Annotated in this window: 15 protein-coding genes; 3 read left to right on the forward strand and 12 right to left on the reverse strand. The window is 67.0% G+C overall.

Going from position 1 to position 16,940, the window contains the following annotated elements:
* The first annotated feature begins 1 nt into the window (after nt 1).
* A complete protein-coding gene (locus tag E0E39_RS11160; protein WP_425470711.1) occupies nt 2-1,474 on the forward strand; it encodes a glycine hydroxymethyltransferase in 1,473 nt (490 codons plus the stop codon).
* 290 nt (nt 1,475-1,764) lie between these two features.
* Here the strand turns inward: E0E39_RS11160 and E0E39_RS11165 are convergent, their stop codons facing one another.
* The 7 genes from E0E39_RS11165 to E0E39_RS11200 form a co-directional block, all read right to left on the reverse strand.
* Complete coding sequence (locus E0E39_RS11165) at nt 1,765-3,006, reverse strand: MFS transporter (protein ID WP_165444750.1); 1,242 nt, start codon at nt 3,004-3,006, stop codon at nt 1,765-1,767.
* Between the two features lie 360 nt (nt 3,007-3,366).
* A complete protein-coding gene (locus E0E39_RS11170; RefSeq protein WP_130874805.1) occupies nt 3,367-5,067 on the reverse strand; it encodes an ABC-ATPase domain-containing protein in 1,701 nt (566 codons plus the stop codon).
* 9 nt (nt 5,068-5,076) lie between these two features.
* Nucleotides 5,077-6,060 (reverse strand): MFS transporter, encoded by a 984-nt coding sequence (locus tag E0E39_RS11175; protein ID WP_130874806.1) that lies wholly within the window; start codon nt 6,058-6,060, stop codon nt 5,077-5,079.
* Between the two features lie 15 nt (nt 6,061-6,075).
* On the reverse strand, nt 6,076-6,669 hold the full coding sequence (locus tag E0E39_RS11180) for a TetR/AcrR family transcriptional regulator (protein WP_130874807.1): 594 nt from the start codon (nt 6,667-6,669) through the stop codon (nt 6,076-6,078).
* Nucleotides 6,670-6,866: 197 nt separating this feature from the next.
* On the reverse strand, nt 6,867-7,154 hold the full coding sequence (locus E0E39_RS11185; protein ID WP_130874808.1) for a hypothetical protein: 288 nt from the start codon (nt 7,152-7,154) through the stop codon (nt 6,867-6,869).
* Entirely contained in the window at nt 7,151-8,419 is a 1,269-nt protein-coding gene (locus tag E0E39_RS11190; protein WP_130874809.1) for an inorganic phosphate transporter, read from the reverse strand. Before E0E39_RS11190 ends, E0E39_RS11185 begins: the two co-directional genes overlap by 4 nt.
* Nucleotides 8,420-8,933: 514 nt before the next feature.
* Nucleotides 8,934-10,595, reverse strand: a complete 1,662-nt coding sequence (locus E0E39_RS11200; RefSeq protein WP_165444751.1) for a DUF2207 family protein — start codon at nt 10,593-10,595, stop codon at nt 8,934-8,936.
* A gap of 774 nt (nt 10,596-11,369) precedes the next feature.
* Here E0E39_RS11200 and E0E39_RS15820 point away from each other — a divergent pair.
* Nucleotides 11,370-12,284: a neutral zinc metallopeptidase gene (locus E0E39_RS15820; protein WP_165444752.1), complete on the forward strand. Its 915-nt coding sequence runs from the start codon at nt 11,370-11,372 to the stop codon at nt 12,282-12,284.
* Nucleotides 12,285-12,327: 43 nt separating this feature from the next.
* On the opposite strand, the gene ispF is transcribed toward E0E39_RS15820, so the two are convergent.
* The 5 genes from ispF to E0E39_RS11230 form a co-directional block, all read right to left on the reverse strand.
* Nucleotides 12,328-12,795, reverse strand: coding sequence for a 2-C-methyl-D-erythritol 2,4-cyclodiphosphate synthase (gene ispF, locus E0E39_RS11210; protein ID WP_130874812.1), 468 nt, complete (start codon nt 12,793-12,795; stop codon nt 12,328-12,330).
* Complete coding sequence (ispD, locus tag E0E39_RS11215) at nt 12,792-13,496, reverse strand: 2-C-methyl-D-erythritol 4-phosphate cytidylyltransferase (protein ID WP_130874813.1); 705 nt, start codon at nt 13,494-13,496, stop codon at nt 12,792-12,794. The genes ispF and ispD overlap by 4 nt, the downstream gene beginning before the upstream one ends.
* A 4-nt stretch (nt 13,497-13,500) precedes the next feature.
* Nucleotides 13,501-13,986 (reverse strand): CarD family transcriptional regulator, encoded by a 486-nt coding sequence (locus E0E39_RS11220; protein ID WP_130874814.1) that lies wholly within the window; start codon nt 13,984-13,986, stop codon nt 13,501-13,503.
* 120 nt (nt 13,987-14,106) lie between these two features.
* On the reverse strand, nt 14,107-14,784 hold the full coding sequence (locus E0E39_RS11225; protein ID WP_130874815.1) for a response regulator transcription factor: 678 nt from the start codon (nt 14,782-14,784) through the stop codon (nt 14,107-14,109).
* Nucleotides 14,756-15,952, reverse strand: coding sequence for a sensor histidine kinase (locus tag E0E39_RS11230; protein WP_130874816.1), 1,197 nt, complete (start codon nt 15,950-15,952; stop codon nt 14,756-14,758). The genes E0E39_RS11225 and E0E39_RS11230 overlap by 29 nt, the downstream gene beginning before the upstream one ends.
* Nucleotides 15,953-16,048: 96 nt before the next feature.
* Between E0E39_RS11230 and phoU the strand changes: the two genes are divergently transcribed.
* Complete coding sequence (gene phoU, locus E0E39_RS11235) at nt 16,049-16,714, forward strand: phosphate signaling complex protein PhoU (RefSeq protein ID WP_130874817.1); 666 nt, start codon at nt 16,049-16,051, stop codon at nt 16,712-16,714.
* Nucleotides 16,715-16,940: the final 226 nt, after the last annotated feature.

A 16,940-nucleotide genomic window follows, 5' to 3' on the forward strand; every position in this document is an offset into this window, starting at 1 on the left:
GATTTGGTCCCACCACCAATTCCCCAGAGGAGTAGATGTGACTGATGCAACGGCGCTTTCAGGCGCTTACAGGACCCTGCTGGACGTGATCGGAAAGATCGAGCCCCGGATCTCCCAGGCGATCCGCGACGAGCTGACCGACCAGCGTGCCTCGTTGAAGCTGATCGCTTCCGAGAACTACGCCAGCCTGCCGGTGCTCGCGACGATGGGCACCTGGCTGAGCGACAAGTACGCGGAGGGCACCATAGGCCACCGTTTCTACGCGGGCTGCCAGAACGTCGACGTGGTGGAGTCCGTGGCCGCGGAGCATGCACGTGAACTGTTCGGCGCCGAATACGCCTACGCACAGCCCCATTCCGGGATCGACGCGAACCTGACCGCCTACTGGGCGATCCTGGCGCACCACGTCGAGACCCCGGCGCTGATGGAGTTCGGGTCGAAGAACGTTTCCGAACTGTCCGAGGCCGACTGGGAGACGCTGCGGGCCCGGTTCGGCAGCCAGCGGCTGCTGGGCATGAGCCTGGATGCGGGCGGGCACCTGACCCACGGGTTCCGGCCGAACGTGTCGGGCAAGATGTTCCACCAGCGCTCCTACGGCACGAACCCCCAGACCGGGCTGCTGGACTACGACGCCCTCGCCGCGCAGGCCGCCGAGTTCAAACCGCTGGTGATCGTCGCCGGATACTCCGCCTATCCGCGCCGCATCGACTTCGCGAAGATGCGGGAGATCGCCGATTCCGTCGGCGCGGTGCTGATGGTCGACATGGCCCACTTCGCCGGTCTCGTGGCGGGCAAGGTGTTCACGGGCAACGAGAACCCGGTGCCCTTCGCCCAGGTGGTGACCACCACCACCCACAAGTCGCTGCGCGGCCCGCGCGGCGGCCTGGTGCTGGCCACCAAGGACTACGCGGGCGACGTCGACCGCGGCTGCCCGATGGTGCTGGGCGGTCCCCTGTCGCACATCATGGCGGCCAAGGCCGTCGCCCTCGCGGAGGCCCGCACCGAGGCGTTCCGGGACTACGCGCACAAGGTGGTCGACAACGCCCGCGCCCTCGCCGAGGGGCTGCTGAAACGCGGCGGCACCCTGGTGACCGGGGGCACCGACAACCACATCGTGCTGCTGGACGTCTCCTCCTTCGGCCTGACTGGGCGGCAGGCGGAGTCGGCGCTGCTGGATTCCGGTATCGTCACCAACCGCAACTCGGTACCCAATGACCCCAACGGCGCCTGGTACACCTCGGGCATCAGGCTCGGCACCCCGGCCCTGACGTCGCGGGGCTTCACCACCTCCGACATGGACGAGGTCGCGGCCATGATCACCGAGGTGCTGAAGAAGACCACCCCGACCACCACGAAGGACGGCAAACCGGGCAAGGCGAAGTACGAACTGGCCCAGGAGGTCGCGGATGGATCGAAGGATCGCGCGGCGAAGCTCCTGGATCTGCACCCGCTCTACCCGGGCCTGACGTTGTGATGACGACGTTTTCGATCTGATTCCGCTGCTGGCTCTTTCTGCCGGGGTGTTCCTTCAGCTGTTCGTCTGATTCAACCCGAGGAAGCCCCGGCGGGGAGGGGCCGGTACATCCCGCAGTCGGGTGTTGCTCGCGCTCGGCGGTTTCGTTGCGCTGGTGTTGCCCTGCGCGACCTTCCTGCTCCCGCAAGAGCCCGGTGTGCGCGGATTCTGCGCCCCCGTCCGGTTCGTACCGCCGGGTGGGATGGCGCTCCGGCTGGTTCGTCAAGCGAATCAGTCCGCCGGGGCATGGATCACTTCGTCGGCGACGCCGTCGCCATCAGCTCTGCGATGCTTCGTCTCAGTGCGCACGGGTGCAGGTTGCGGGCTGTCGCCAGGGACAGCAGCAGGCACAGGGCCCCAGAGAGGATGAAGACCGATCGGACTCCGAGCAATTCCGCGGTGACTCCGCCCAGCAGCGCACCGCCGGGCATCGCGATTCCCATGGCCATGAACGCCTGGACGCTCGCCACCCTGCCCGCAAGCTCGCGCGGAGCGATCTTCTGCCGCAGAGAGGCAACCAGGACGCTGACCATGATGCCGAAGAACGAGTTGAAGAACAGGCAGCCGGCAAGCAGCACAAGATTGTTTGAAGCGATCATCAGGAGCAGCAACGGCCCCGCCAGGGCCACCCCCACCGGCAGAACGTAGCTGAAACCCAGTTTCCGATCGGCCACGGAGGCCAGGGCCCCTCCGAGCACACCTCCTGCGCCGGAGATGCTCAACACGACGCCGAACGCCGTCGCTGATGCGCCCAGGTCGTTCGTGACGTAGATCACCATGACCGCCAGCACCCCGCTCTGGGCGAAGTTGACGACACCCATCACCGACAACAAAGCGACCACCACAGGCTTGCCCCGGCACCACGCGACGCCCTCCCGCACGGCCTGCCACATCCCCACCTCGCCGCTGCCGGGCGCCTGGCCTCCGCCTGCGATGCGCGCCACCAGTGCCGAGGCCAGCAGGAACGAGACCGCGTCGATCAGGAACGGCAGCCAGCGCGCGAAACTGAACAGCAGCCCGCCCAGCCCGGGCCCGATGAAGTTCATCGACGCCGCCTGCATCGCATAGAACGTGCCGTTGGCCGCTGACAGGTCGTCGGGGTCCTCCACGATCTCCGGGATCATGCCCTGGTTCGCCGCCGAAAAGACCGTCTCGCCGACACCGAGGCAGAAGCTGACGACCGCCAGCACCCAGATTCCGGCGAGGTCGAAGAACACAGCCCCCGTGAGCGCCCCCACCAAAACGCACCGCGACAGGTCGACCAGCACCATCAGCGACTTCCGCTTGAACCGATCCGCGACGACCCCGCCTGCCAGGCCGAACAGCAGCCACGGGAGCCGGTTGGCCACGACGACGAGCGAGATCAACAGCGGATCCGACGTCACTGTCGACGCCAACAGCGGCGCAGCGACAAGCCGAATCCCATCCCCGACCGACGACACCCCCATCGCCGAGGCCAGCTTCAGGTAGCTTCCGTTGCGAATCAGCGCCACTTCCATTCCTCCCGTACGAGTGAACCCAAATCAACCAAAAGCCGTCTCGACACCCATCCCGCATGACCGAACTGCATCGGCCCCACCCAGGCTCCCCTTTCCAGGAACACCGGCAACACATCCCGTGGAGCGCCCACGCCTTTCCATGATCACCCCTCTCGGAGACGAGGATCATCAACCTCCCACCGCTCCTCAAACTTCCATGGCCGGTTGAGTCGATCCGCGAGCGCCAGCGAGCAGATCGTGTCGAAACCACCTCGCGCATGTCCGGGGACCCGGCTCCCGGTCTCCGATGTGGTTCCGACACGGTTGCTTCCTTGGCCGTGGTCCGGTTCGACCGGCTTCGGGTCCCGGGGAGGGTCAGGGCCGGATCCGGAGTCCCCGGTGGCGGTTGATGGCGGCCAGGATTTCGTGGCGGCGGGGGCGGGCGAGGTGCCCGGGATGACCGCGGTGGGGTGAGAGCCAGTCGAGACCCTCCTCGTCGATGCGACGCAGCAGTTCGTCGACCCGCTCGGGGATGCCCGCCCGGTCGTCGAGGAGGTCGCCGATGCGGTCCAGCGCGTGGGCGATTGCCTGCGTCTGCGCGGCGTCGACCAGCTGCGGAACCGCGGCGAGGTCGATGTCGTCGCGGCCGTACTGGATCCTGGTGCGGCTCCGTGCCTTGGCGGGTTTGCCGGTGCCGGATGGGGGCAGGGACACGCCCCCGGAACGTCCCGCCCGCAGGCCGTTGAAGAGCTCCGTCGCCTCGGTGGACGGCGGGGCGGCCGCTATGTCGTGTGCCCTTTCGGTGACGTCCACGGGCACGTAGTGGTTGATGGCGATGACGTGGTCGGCGACCTCGAAGAACGCCCCGGAGCCCCCGGCGACGAGGATCGTCGATGTCCCGAGCTCGCCGTACAGGGGCCGGACGCGGTCCACGAACGGGGTGATGGGTTCCTGGGCGGCAGGGATGAGGGAGCGCATGCGTTCGTCGCGGATCATGAAGTTCGTGGCCGAGATGTCCTCGTCGATCAGCAGCGTCGACGCGCCGGCCTGGACGGCCTCGACGAGGTTGGCGGCCTGGGACGTGGAGCCGCTGGCGTTGGTCGTGCTGAAACAGCGCGTGTCGGTGCCGGATGGCAGGTTGGTGATGAACGGGGAGATGTCCACGCCGGTGACCGCCCGGCCGTCCTCCGCACGGATCGTGACCGCGTCCGGGCGGGTGATGACCCATTCGCGGCCGTCCCCGTCGATGTGGGGATAGACGCCCCGTTCGATCGCCCGCAGCAGCGTCGATTTCCCGTGATACCCGCCACCGACGATCACGGTCACGCCCTCAGGAATTCCCATGCCGGTGACCCGGCGGCCGCTGGGCAGGTCGAAGGCGACCCGCAGGTTTCCCGGGCTCTCGAAGGGCACGACCCCGTCGCCGGTGAGGGGCAGGTCGGAGTCGCCGGAGCGGCGCGGCAGGATCGCGCCGTCGCCCACGAACGCGACCAGCCCGCGCCCCGGCAGGAGTCCGCGGAGGTGTTCCTGGCCGCGCAGCAGGGTGACGTGTTCACGCAGGACGCGCCGGTCGAGGTTCCGGTGCAGCAGGGAGGCCTCGGCGACGCGCGGCAGGAGGTCGGTCAGAAGCCTGGCCGCCTGGCGTCCGCGGGCCCTGCGACCGGAGGCGGGTAGGCCGACGTCGATGCGGGCCTCGACCCGGTCCTCCAAGACGGTGACGCTGGTGCGTTCCAGCACCTCCTGGCCGGGCCGGCCGATGCCCACGAACCCGCCGTTTCCCGTCCCCTCCGGTCTCGGCACCATCCGATGCGCGGCGTCCGCGAAACGGCGCGTGAGGAAGTCTGAGACGGCGGTCCTGCCCGCGGCGTCATCTGTCAGGTCGGCGGGCAGATCCGCGATCTCCCGGTCGACGATGAGGCGCATCCGCGACGGCGGGGCGTAGGGGTCGACCTGGACGTGATCGACGACGAGCCGGACGACACCGATCCGGTAGCTGCCGGTCAGCTGTTTGTACGAGGCGTATCCCCGCCCGTCGAGTTGGGCGAGGATACGCCGCAGCGTTTCTGCGTCACGCATGGATGTCCTTCATTCAGTGGTCCCCGCCGGCCCGGCGGGCAGGGATACGACAGCGACACCACCGAGGATCGCGAACACCAGGGCGGTGAGAGCCATCGCGGTGGCGAACCCGGCCTGTTGCGCACCGAACCCCGTCAGCAGCGGACCGATGGTCAGGCCAGCAGCATAGGCGAGGTTGTACAGCGCGAACGAACCGCCGAGGGTCGGCGGTGTCGACCGAGATCCCTGCTCGCTGATCAGCGTGGTGGCCGGGGCGAGCAGCATCGCCGAGGACAGGCCGAGAAGCCCCATACCGATTCCGATCTGCCAGACCTCGGCCGACCAGCCGATGACCAGCAGGGCCGCGGCGACCGCGACGTTGCCGGCACCGACCAGCGACCGGGAGGACACCGACGTCATGAGACGCCCCACGACCGGATTGGCGATGATGCCGACCAGCGCGACGTCCACGATCGCGATGGCCGCTGCGATCAGGAACGGGGAGGCCGGTCCGAAGGCATCGACCAGGATTCCTCCCAGGGGTGGGCCGGCGAGCACCCCGAGGGTCACCGTCGACATGGCGATGCCCATCATCTGGCCTCGTTTCTCGATTCCGGTGGCGGCAGCGATCAGGGAGAGAGCCGCGACCCATGCGATCCCACCGGCGATTCCCTGCACGAAACGGGCCACCAGCAACAGCCAGTACGGCCCTCCGGTGGCGAACAGCAGGGTGGCTGCCACGAGGACGATCAGTTCGGTCCGCAGAGGCCCCTTGGGGCCGCGCCGGTCGACGACACGACCGGTGATGAGCGTCGCGACGATCATCGCGGCGGCGTAGGAGGAGAAGAGAACGCCCGTGGCGGCCTCCCCCTGCTCGACCACGGCGGGCAGTAGCGGAAGCACCGGGATCGCCAGGCCCTCGAGCAGCATGTCGGTGAAGAGTATCGCCCCGGCGACGGCGGTCGCACGGGCGGGAGTCGCGCCGACAGGACGCGAATCGTTGTCCGGAGTCATTGTCGTGTGGTTCTTTCAGGAGTTGAGCAACCCCCTCACCAACGCCTTGACGGCGGCGTCGAGTTCGTCGGGTTGCGGAAGGTCATGGGGGCGGATCACCGCTGTCACGGTGAACCCTTGGAGCAGCACGAGCACGAGTCCGGCAACGCCTCGCGGAGCGAGATGACCGGCCTCCCCGCTGGCGGCGATGACATCCTCGATGCGACCGCGCCAGCCGTCGAGCGCTTCATTCTTCTCGGACCGCCCAGCCGCGTGCGGCGCAACCAGCACGGTTGTGGAGGCCAGTGCCCGGAACCTCGGGTCGCCGGTGAGCAGCCGCACGAAATGCGAAAGCAGGGCCTCGATCTTCTCGCGTGCGCCGCTCTCGGATTCGTCGTCAATGCCTGCGAAGAGACGCTGCTCGTAGTCGGACCAGCCCCATTCGAGGGCAGCGATCAGCAGTGCCTGCTTGTCGCGGAAATGATGGTGCAGTGCGCCTCGCGTAACGCCTGCCCGCTCGGCCACATGCTCGAATGTCGCCCCCCGCCACCCCTTCTCCTCGAAGGACATCAGCGCCGCCTCCAGCAGCGCGACGCGGGTTCTGGCCGCGTCCTCGGCCGTCCGTCTCATACATACATGCTAACACGTATATATGGAGTCGCGCGATCGGCATCCTCCCCTGTACATGAATCGCGGAAGAAAAACGGTTCAACGTCGTGTTACGACGCTGAACCGTCAAGGCTCCGCGATTCGTGTGCGGGAGGAGAGATTTCGCCCGGGGCGTGGGCGAAAACCTGTGGCGCCGCCCCGGTCACGCCGCGAGAGGGCTACCTGCTGGTGAAGACCGGGACGATGCCGTCGAAGCTCAACTGAACCCCCAGCCCGTGGGCGACGATCGTCGCAATTCCCGCGAGGATGGCGAGCAGCACCACGGCGAAACACAGCCCCGCGATCACTTTTCCCAACAGGGTTGGTCTCCGGGCGGGATCACCCCCGGTGCCCATCGACAGCGATCGCACACCCAGCGCGAACAGCGTCGGAAGCCCCGCCCCCAGGATCAGTCCGGCAAGCAGGACGTGCCAGGTGCCCTCGATGGCGAGCCAGAGGATGTTCATGCGCGGCTGCCCTCGGGTTGTTCGAGTTCGATCAGGTCGCCGACCTCTGCCGCGGCAGCCAGCGGGCGCGGGGCAGTGACGTTGTCCACCCATTCGTCGTTGACGTTGCTGTGGTCGATGGCGGATTTCCTGGAGTGCAGGTACATCCACGATGCCGCCGCCAGCAGGATCACGGTTATCGCCAGGGCCCCGAGCAGCCCACCGAGCAGGTGCCCGATCAGCCACATGAGTGCGCCGACGAGAGCGGCCGCGGGCAGGGTGATCGCCCACGACATCAGCATCCTTGCGGCCACGCGCCAGTTCACCTTGGCGCCGGAACGCCCGAGGCCGCTTCCCAGGATCGAACCGGTGGCGACGTGTGTGGTGGACAGGGCGAAGCCCATGTGGCTGGAGGCCAGGATCACCGCTGCCGATGACGCGTCGGCTGCCATACCCTGCGGGGAGCTGATCTCGACGAGCCCCTTGCCCAGGGTGCGGATGATCCGCCAACCTCCGAGGTAGGTGCCCAGCGCGATGGCGACGGCGCAGGCCACCTTCACCCAGAACGGCACCGCGTGCAGTTGGGTCCAGCTCCCGGTGGCGATCAACGCCAGGGTGATGACCCCCATGGTTTTCTGGGCGTCGTTGGTGCCGTGGGCCAGGGAGATCAGCGAGGCCGATCCGACCTGCCCCCACCTGAAGCCCCGTTCCCGGCGTTTCTCGTCCATTCCGCGGGTGATGGCGAACACCAGCCTGGTACCGACCCCCGAGACGATGATTGCGACGATCGGTGAGACGAGAGCGGGAAGGATCACCTTCCCGACCACCCCGTCGAGCCTGGTGCCGTCACCCACCCAGTTGACACCGCCGAGACCCAGCCCCGTGATGGTCGCGCCGACCAGACCACCGAACAGGGCGTGGGAGGAGCTCGACGGCAGGCTCCACAACCAAGTCAGGAGGTTCCACAGGATGGCGCCCACCAGGCCTGACAGCACGATCAGCAGCAGCCCCTCACCGCCGTCCACGAGCAGTTCGGGGCGCGGCGCCCCCACGTCGTCCTGGAGGTTCACCACTGCGTTGGTGACGGTGAGCGCCACTTCCACGGACAGGAACGCTCCCACGAGGTTCAGCAGCGCCGAGAGCATCACTGCGGTTCTCGGTTTGAGCGCGCCCGTGGCGATGGATGTGGCCATGGCGTTACCGGTGTCGTGGAAACCGTTGGTGAAATCGAAGGCCAGGGCTGTGGCGATCACCAGGAGCAGCACGACTAACAGTTCGAGTGGCACGAACCTAGTTTGCAGCGTCCGGGTGCAAAACACGCAATTGGTCTCACGGCTGGCCAGTCGTGTCCGAATCATCGGCAAACCGGCCCGGCGGAAACAAGGAAGGTTTCCCGCATCACCGCCCGTCAGAACCGGATCGTCCGCATCCGTCCTGCTGCGCAACCGTGAACTGTCGATCCCGCGAAGGCCGTTCGAGTTCATCCACCACGGCCACTGCCAGGTCCTCAACACTGATCCGGGAGATCCCTGTGGAGTCGACGAGCAGCCCGGTCGTCCCACGCCTGTATGCGCCGGTGCGGATCCCGGGTTCGAGAACGGCCGGCGGGCCGAGATACACCCAGCGCCAGCAGCAGCGGCATCGAGTTGATCCGGCGAGGGCATGTCGACGCTCAGCGGAACGCCCGTCACCGCGTTGGACGTGCCCGATTCCACCAGGTCCATCCAGCGGTCAGAACCATTCTCCGGAGCGGAGGCAGCGATGAGCTGACGTCTGCCTGGCGTGGGCCCCCAAGCTCGGTCATCGGCTGAACAGCTGTCCCTGGACGGTGTTGATGAACTGTGTCAGGGATGCGGGCAGGTCGCGCAGGTGCCAGGTCTCGGGGGCGTGGTACCAGTCGACCTCCGTCGGGTCAGGGGTGTCGTCGACATCGGCCGCCGCCATTGCCTCCACCCAGCGCTGGCGTCCGCCGAGAACGACCGTGTAGGGCAGCAGACGGGAGATCTCGGCCAGTTCCCTGCCCTTCGGCATCTGGTTGGTCGGTTGGGTGTTGAGAAGAGCTGAGAGAGCCCCGAGAGCCGCGACGAGCCGGGTACCCTCCGCCGTGCGGCGCGGCATGCGTGGAGCCATCCACAGCAGCGAGATGGCGAGAGCCAGGAGCACCAGCGCCACCAGCCCGAACCGGGTGAAGGCGATCAGGGCGGAGCCCGCCGCCAGCGCTACACCGAGTCCGATCCAGCCGCGAACGGCCCAGGAGCTGCGGGTGGAGTCGGGGCGGTTCTCGAACCAGCCGCGTTTCACCACCTCGTCGTACAGGGCGTCCTGCACCGTCCCGAGAGCGGGCGCCAGGACCTCGGGCAGTTGCGAGGCGAGGGAATGTTTGCCATCGGGCACCACCGCGTCCAGGAGTCGGGACTCGTACGTGGCCAACTCATCCTTCGTGTTCTCCATGCGGCTGAACTGCCAGTCGACCAGGCCGTACTGGGCGTGTTGAAGTTCGGTGATGCGCAGGTGGCCCCGCACGGCGAGGTCGATCAGGGTGGCCGTGATGTCGACGGGGTCGACCCGCTCGTCGGCCACGGTTCCCACCAGACCTGGACGCATGCCCTCACCCGGTTCGAAAACCGATTCCCCGTCGCCGACGGGACGGAAGGACCCGACGGCCGAAAGCTCACCGGAATAGGAGAGATCCGCGCCACTTCGACGATGCAGCCACCACAGCAGCAAGGCACCCACCACCAGGACGGCCAGCGCGGTTCCCGCCGTGGCAAGATCGATCGCGAAGGCCCGGTTGAGGTTCCACTGCTCGTGGACCCGGGCCGTTGGTGTCACCTGATCAGCGCTGAAACCCACGGTGAACGTCACCTGCTCACCAACGCCTCGTGTCGCGGACTCGAACTTCGGCGTTGGTGAATTGTGGGCGCCGGCCGTGTAGAGCTGACACTTGTCGAGGGTTCCGGGCGGGCCCGCGGTGCAGTCCACCAGGTTCGCCTGGGCCCCCACCTGCAAGGTGCCGGAAACTTTCTCGACGGCCACCGACAACCCTTGGAGCGCCCGCCACGTGAACACACTGGCGTCCCCGTTGGTCCCGGGCTCGGAGCGGGTGGTGCCGGTGACCCTGTAGGTGATCTTCACCTCGGTGGACGGTTTCATGGACAGCACCGTGTAGTCGCCTTCGACCTTGGAAACGAAATCTTCCACGCCCGTGGCCGACACATCGGAGATGCCGTACACGTAGGAACGGTCACGGTCGATGGGGGCACGGTTCGCGATCCGCTGGGTCAACTCCGCCGGTGGGGTGTCAAACTTGATGGTCTCGGTGACCGTCAGCACCCCGTCCTCACCGAGCCTGCCCTCGAAGAGGTATGACTTGGCGATCGGTTCGTCGGCGTGAGCCTGCGACACCACGCCCAGAGCGAACAACAGCGCCAACGGGACCAGCAACAAGCGGAAGGTACGCACCTCAAGGCTCCTCGGGTCAAAGTTCTCGCTGCTGACGGTACCGCATGATCGACGCAGAAACGCACCCCGGAGGCCACGCCGGCGAGCAACGACACGACCGGGGAGGTCTCGGGGCTTCCACGGCGCGCCGTGGAAGCCACCAGCACGACGGACACCACATCCCGACAGGTCATGGGCCACCGGCATCAGCAGGTGTCCCGACCCCGTTGTCTCGGCCACACGCGTCCGTTTCGCCGCACGCCGACCCTTGATACAGCTACCCTGAACATCGTGGCGAACTCGATGCAACCGCAATACCCGGGGCAGCCGGCACCGCAGGGCTCCGGAGGAAATCCGTACCCCGGTCAGCAGCCTGCGCCGTGGCATCAGTCGATGCCGTCGCAGGGCCAGCAGCCGCCATCGCAGGGGTTTCCCCCCGCCCCGCGGCAACCTGTCTCGTCCCCGTGGCAGCCTCCTCAGGCACCGGAGCAGCGTTCCCCCCACCAGGCCCCGGCACAACACCCCGCAGCTCCGCGCAGGGCGGTGCCCCACCAGCCGTTCCCCCAGGCGCAGCCTCCGCAGTTCCCCGCCGCGCAACCGATGACGTTCCCGGCACAGGCCGCCACCCTGCAAATCCCCGCAACGCCCGGTCCTTCTCCATATTCCGGCCACCCCACGGGTTTTCGCCCCGCGCCCCAGGGCTTTCCAGCCGGGCAGCAACCCCCACCGGTCTTCATTCCCGGTGGTTACGCCCCGTATCCGGTACCGCCCAGACGTCGCCCGACGGGGCTGCTGGTGGCTCTGTTCAGCGCCATAGCTCTTCTGACCGGCATGGTCGCCATCACTCTTCTCAACCAGACGAATCCTGCCAGTGTCTCCACCGACTACAAGAACGAGGACTGGGAGGTACCTCCCGTCACCACTCAGCCCCCTCCCTTGGTGAAACCGGACAGCAAAGCGGAGATCACGACGCTGACGAAGGACAACCCGCTGTACAACACGTCCTTGGAGTCCCCTGTGCGATGCGACCTTGAGCTGCTTCCCGGCCGCGAACAGGACGACCAGGAATTGCAGGCCCGTCTGCAGACCTACATCGGCTGCCTGACCCGGGTCTGGGGCCCCACCCTCAAGCAGGCCGGCTACACGGCCTTCCAACCGAAGATCACGGTTTTCCCGGAAGGCGAGACCATCGCCACGGGATGCGGCAACCAGAAATCACACAACGCCTTCTACTGCACCCTGGATCAGCAGATCTACATCTCCCAGGACGTGCTCGACGTCCTGTCGGCCGACGTCTCCAAGGCACGTATCGTCTTCAACCTGATCATCGCGCACGAATACGGGCACGCCGTCCAGGGGCAGTCCGGGATACTGGCCAGCGGCCACATGCTGATAGAGGATTCCGACAGGTCCGAGAGTCTGGAGACGAGCCGTCGTCTCGAGACCCAGGCCGACTGTTTCGCAGGTGCGGCCCTCAGTTCCCTGTGGCAGGGACTCAAACTCACCGACGCGGATCGCCAGGACGTCCTGGCCACCACCACGGACATCGGCGACGACAAGCTGAGCGAACGCAACAACGGCGACCCCGACGAGGCCGGCAACCATGGCAAGAGCCAGAACCGTCGGCTGTGGGTGGAACGTGGCCTCAATTCCGGGGGTTCGCTCGGTCAGTGCAACACCTTCAACGCCCCTGCCGATGAGGTCGAGTGACCCAGGGTTGATCCGCAAGGATCACGGGGCGCGGTAAGGACCATCATCCCGCCGTCGTCATGGCGACCGCGATCGCTGCGACGCCCTCACCCCGCCCTGTGAGGCCGAGCCCGTCCGTGGTGGTGGCGGAGACGGAGACGGGGGCCCCGATGGCCCCGGACAGCACTCGTTCCGCCTCACCGCGACGCGCGGCCATGCGCGGCCGATTGCCTATCACCTGGACGCTGACGTTGCCGATCCCGATTCCGGCCGCCCGGAGAAGCCCGGCGGTCTCGATCAGGAAGGCGACTCCGGAGGCGCCTTTCCACTCGGGACGGTCGGTGCCGAAGTTCGATCCGATGTCCCCCAACCCGGCCGAGGCGAGCAGCGCATCGACGATGGCGTGCGCCACCACGTCGCCGTCGGAATGCCCGGACAGGCCGAAGGGTTCATCCGGGAAGTGCAGCCCGGCCACCCACATGGGTATCCCGGCCTCCAGCCTGTGAACGTCGGTTCCGATGCCGACCCTCATGTCCGGCTCCTGCCGTCCAGGATCCCCTGTGCCAGGGCCAGGTCGAGTTGCTCGGTGATCTTCAGCGCGTCGTGATGCCCGGGCACGAGCATCACCCGATGTCCGAGGGCCTCGATCGCGGATGCGTCGTCGGTGATCACCAGTCCACGCCTGGCCACGTGTTCGTGGGCTTCTCGGAGCAGACCGAGACGCGCTCCCTGCGGAGTCTGGATGGCACGAAGGGTGGAGCGGTCGATCATCCGGGACCCGTCGTGATCGACCTGCCGGATCGAGTCGTGGACCGCTATCACCGGTATGGCGACCTCCGCGCCACGGGCCACTGCCTGCTGGACGGTTGCCACCACCTGCGGTGGCACCAGAGGCCGGGCGGCATCGTGAACAAGCACGATGGTCTCGGGGTCGAAACGTTCCGACAGCGCTTCGAGTCCGAGCCGGACCGAGTCCTGGCGTTCGACCCCGCCGATGGTGCAGACGACATCATCCAGACCGGACAGGGCCGCCTCGAAGATCGACAGGCAGCCCTCGGGCGTGGTGATCATCACGTGCCCCACACCTCCGGCGCGCATGGCGAGCACGCTGCGACGCACCAAGGACATTCCGCCGAGCTCCACCAGCGCCTTCGGCACGGAGGCACCGAGCCGAGACCCGGAACCGGCCGCCACCACGAGGGCGACGACCGGTCCTTTCGTACTGTTGTTCAATGGTTCACGAGGCCAGGACCTCGTCGAGCATCACCTCGGCGCGCTCCTCGGCGACGTCCTCCGCGAGGGCCAGCTCGGCAACGAGGATGGCACGGGCCTTGGCGAGCATGCGCTTCTCGCCGGCCGAGAGCCCCTTGTCGCGGTCGCGGCGCCACAGGTCACGAACCACCTCGGAAACCTTGATGACGTTCCCGGAGTGCAGCTTCTCCAGGTTCGCCTTGTAGCGGCGGGACCAGTTGGTCGGTTCCTCCGTGTGCTCGGCACGCAGCACCTGGAACACGCGTTCCAGGCCATCGGCGTCGACCACGTCGCGCACACCGACGAGGTCCAGGTTGCATGCGGGAACGCGCACCACGAGGTCGTTCTGACCTATGATGCGCAGCACGAGGTAGAGCTTGTCCTCTCCCTTGATCTGTCGGGTCTCTATGTCTTCGATGACAGCCGCCCCGTGATTCGGGTAGACCACCGTCTCTCCGACCGTAAAAGTCATGTCTTGCGGGCCCCTTTCCGCCGGCAATCCTACCATGTCACGGCGGGTTGGCCCCGTGAGCGATCCTGCCCCCGCCAATGGGGCGGTGACGAGCACCGTCGCCCACGGCCGAACCGTCGGTCAACCCTGGAACTTGTAGCCCAGTCCCCTGACCGTGATCACCCGGGAGGGGCTGGAGGGATCGCGTTCGATCTTGTTGCGGAGACGTTTGACGTGGACATCGAGGGTCTTGGTGTCACCGACGTAGTCGCTGCCCCAGATGCGGTCGATGATCTGGCCTCGGGTCATGACACGTCCGGCGTTGCGCAGCAACAGCTCCAGCAGCTCGAACTCACGCAGCGCCAACCTCACCTCCTGCCCGTCGACGAGGACCTGGTGACGCTCCACATCGATGCGCACCCCGTCCATCTCGACGATTTCCGAGATCAGTGTGGAGTCGTGACCACGCCTCAGGATGGCGCGGATCCGGGCCACGAGTTCGCGGTGGGAGAACGGTTTCGTGACGTAGTCGTCGGCGCCGATCTCCAACCCCACCACCTTGTCCGTCTCGGAGTCCCGTGCCGAGACCATGATGATCGCGACGTCACCGCGGGTCCGGAGCCTTCGGCACACCTCCGTCCCGGGTATTCCCGGCAGCATGAGGTCCAGCAGAACCAGGTCCGCGCCATTGCGGTCGTACTCGGCCAGGCCGCTCTCCCCGTCCGCCGCGGCGGCGACGTCGAATCCCTCCTTGCCGAGCATGAAGGTGAGCGCTTCACGATAGGAGGCCTCATCCTCGATGATCAGAATCCTGGTCATCTCCTCTTCCCTTCCCGGGTCTCCCCATCGACGGCCCCTCCTGGTGGACCGGAAGCCGCAGTGTGAAGGTGGACCCCTGGCGGGGTCGCGACCACACTGTAACGCTCCCCTGGTGGGCCAGGGCGATGTGACGAACGATCGAAAGCCCCAACCCCGTGCCCCCGCTCTCCCGGGATCTTCCGTAGTCGACCCGGTAGAAGCGTTCGAAGATGCGCTCCTGGTCCTCCTGGGAGATACCGATGCCGTTGTCGGTCACCGTGATCTCGACGTTCTCGCCGTCGTCGTCGGGTATCCGCGTCGCCGCCACCACGACCCGCGCGTTGTCGTCGGAATAGTTGATGGCGTTCTGCACGAGATTGACCACGGCGTCGATCAGCTGTCGCCGGTCCCCCAGCACCCGGACGCGGGGCACGGCGGCACGCACGAGGGTGATCCTGCGGGCCTCGGCGGCCTCCCGGGTCCGTCCGATCGCCTCGTCGACGACCTCCTCCACCTCCACCACCTCGCGGTTCAGCATCGGGTCCGAGGACTGGAGCCTGGAGAGTTCGATGATCTGGCTGACGAGTTCGGACAGGCGGGCAGATTCGCGCTGGAGACGCCGGGCGAAGTGGGTCACCCGGTCAGGATCCCCGGCGGCCGCCTCGATGGTTTCCGCGAGAATCCCGATCGCCCCGATCGGGGTTTTCAGCTCGTGCGAGACATTCGCCACGAAGTCCCTCCGCACGGCGTCCATGCGGCGGGTCGCGGCCTCGTCCTCGGCCATGACCAGGACATGCCCTTCCCGAAGCGGAATCACTCGCGCGGAGAGCTCCCCGTTCTCCATTCCCGGTGGACGGTCCCGGATGACGGTTCCCAGGTACTCGGCACCCGTCCTGCGCACCTGTCGCACCCGGTCCAGCAACCCCGGGAACCCGACCCGTGTTCCCCGCGCCAGACCCATGGCCACTGCGAGGTCGTTGACCTTCATCACCTCGTCGTGGGGGCCGACCAGCACTCCTCCCAGGGGAAGCGCCTCGACGAGATCGGCCAGGTCGTCCCGCGGTCGCTCCGGATTCATCAGCGCGGGTCGCGGTTCCTCCGGGAGGCCACGACGACCAACGGCTCCCGTGATCCACACCGCCGTCAGCGCCAGCAGCGCACCTGCCAGGGCGGCGAGAACGAGGACCATGCCCAGAATCCTATTGTCAGAACTTCTGATCACCGGTCGGTGGCGGCCATTAGACTGCCGTTCCTAACGGTTGTCATCCCGAAGGGCGGAGACGAAATGCGCGCCAGCTATCACGAAGAGCTCAACGGCCTGCTCGACAGCCTGCAGCACATGGCTGTTCTGGTCGAGGTGGCCGTGCGTGAGGCTTCCGCATCCCTGCTGGACCCCGATCTGGGCCGCGCGGAGGCGGTCATCTCCAACGATTCCCAGCTCGACGCCATGCACGAGGAGCTCGAGTATCGCTGCCTGTCCCTCCTGGCCCTCCAGGCCCCGGTGGCGGGCGAGCTGCGTACCATCGTCTCCGCGATCCGGGTGGTCTTCGAGCTGGCGCGCATGGGTGACCTGGCGGCACACGTCGCCAAGATCGCCCGGTTGCGTTTCCCGGAGTCCGCGGTGCCCGATTCGCTGCGGGAGAACTTCTCACGCATGTCGGAGGTGTGCCTGGCGATGATCCGCCTGGCCAACCAGTCGTTGAAGGATCGCGACGCCGTCGCCGCTCTGCGCATGGCGGAGATCGACCACGAGATGGATCACCTGCGCCGCGACCACTTCGGGGTGCTGCTGGGCGAGAACTGGTCGGGATCGGTGGAGCAGGCCATCGACGTCGCCCTGCTGGGACGCTACTTCGAACGCTTCGCGGACCACGCCGTCGCGGTGGCGCGCCGTGTCATCTACATCATCACGGGGCAGTTCCCGGAAGGCGAGGAGTGGCCGAATGCCTGAGTGGGTGGGGGGGGAATCAAAAGTTGACGATCGAAGGTTTAGACTTCCCGCGTACCTGTTTTCCATCTTGACGAGGGGATACGTGATGACGCTGTTCAACCGCCGCAGCCTGTTGACCGGCACCATGGCAGCCATGGCCGTCGGGCTGGGGGCCTGCGCGTCCTCACCACAGGCCGCGCAGTCGGCATCCGCACCGGCGTCGTCGGAACAGCCCCAGGATTCCACC

Origin of the sequence: [Pseudopropionibacterium] massiliense (genome assembly GCF_900607225.1) — a bacterium.
GTDB lineage: Bacteria > Actinomycetota > Actinomycetes > Propionibacteriales > Propionibacteriaceae > Arachnia > Arachnia massiliensis.

Bases quoted from the DNA above. Each gene is read 5' to 3' on its own strand.
- E0E39_RS11185 (WP_130874808.1), bottom strand. From the start codon at position 7,154: ATGAACATCCTCTGGCTCGCCATCGAGGGCACCTGGCACGTCCTGCTT.
- E0E39_RS11225 (WP_130874815.1), bottom strand. From the start codon at position 14,784: ATGACCAGGATTCTGATCATCGAGGATGAGGCCTCCTATCGTGAAGCG.
- E0E39_RS11230 (WP_130874816.1), bottom strand. From the start codon at position 15,952: ATGGTCCTCGTTCTCGCCGCCCTGGCAGGTGCGCTGCTGGCGCTGACG.
- E0E39_RS11180 (WP_130874807.1), bottom strand. From the start codon at position 6,669: ATGAGACGGACGGCCGAGGACGCGGCCAGAACCCGCGTCGCGCTGCTG.
- ispF (WP_130874812.1), bottom strand. From the start codon at position 12,795: ATGAGGGTCGGCATCGGAACCGACGTTCACAGGCTGGAGGCCGGGATA.
- E0E39_RS11170 (WP_130874805.1), bottom strand. From the start codon at position 5,067: ATGCGTGACGCAGAAACGCTGCGGCGTATCCTCGCCCAACTCGACGGG.
- E0E39_RS11175 (WP_130874806.1), bottom strand. From the start codon at position 6,060: ATGACTCCGGACAACGATTCGCGTCCTGTCGGCGCGACTCCCGCCCGT.
- phoU (WP_130874817.1), top strand. From the start codon at position 16,049: ATGCGCGCCAGCTATCACGAAGAGCTCAACGGCCTGCTCGACAGCCTG.
- E0E39_RS11220 (WP_130874814.1), bottom strand. From the start codon at position 13,986: ATGACTTTTACGGTCGGAGAGACGGTGGTCTACCCGAATCACGGGGCG.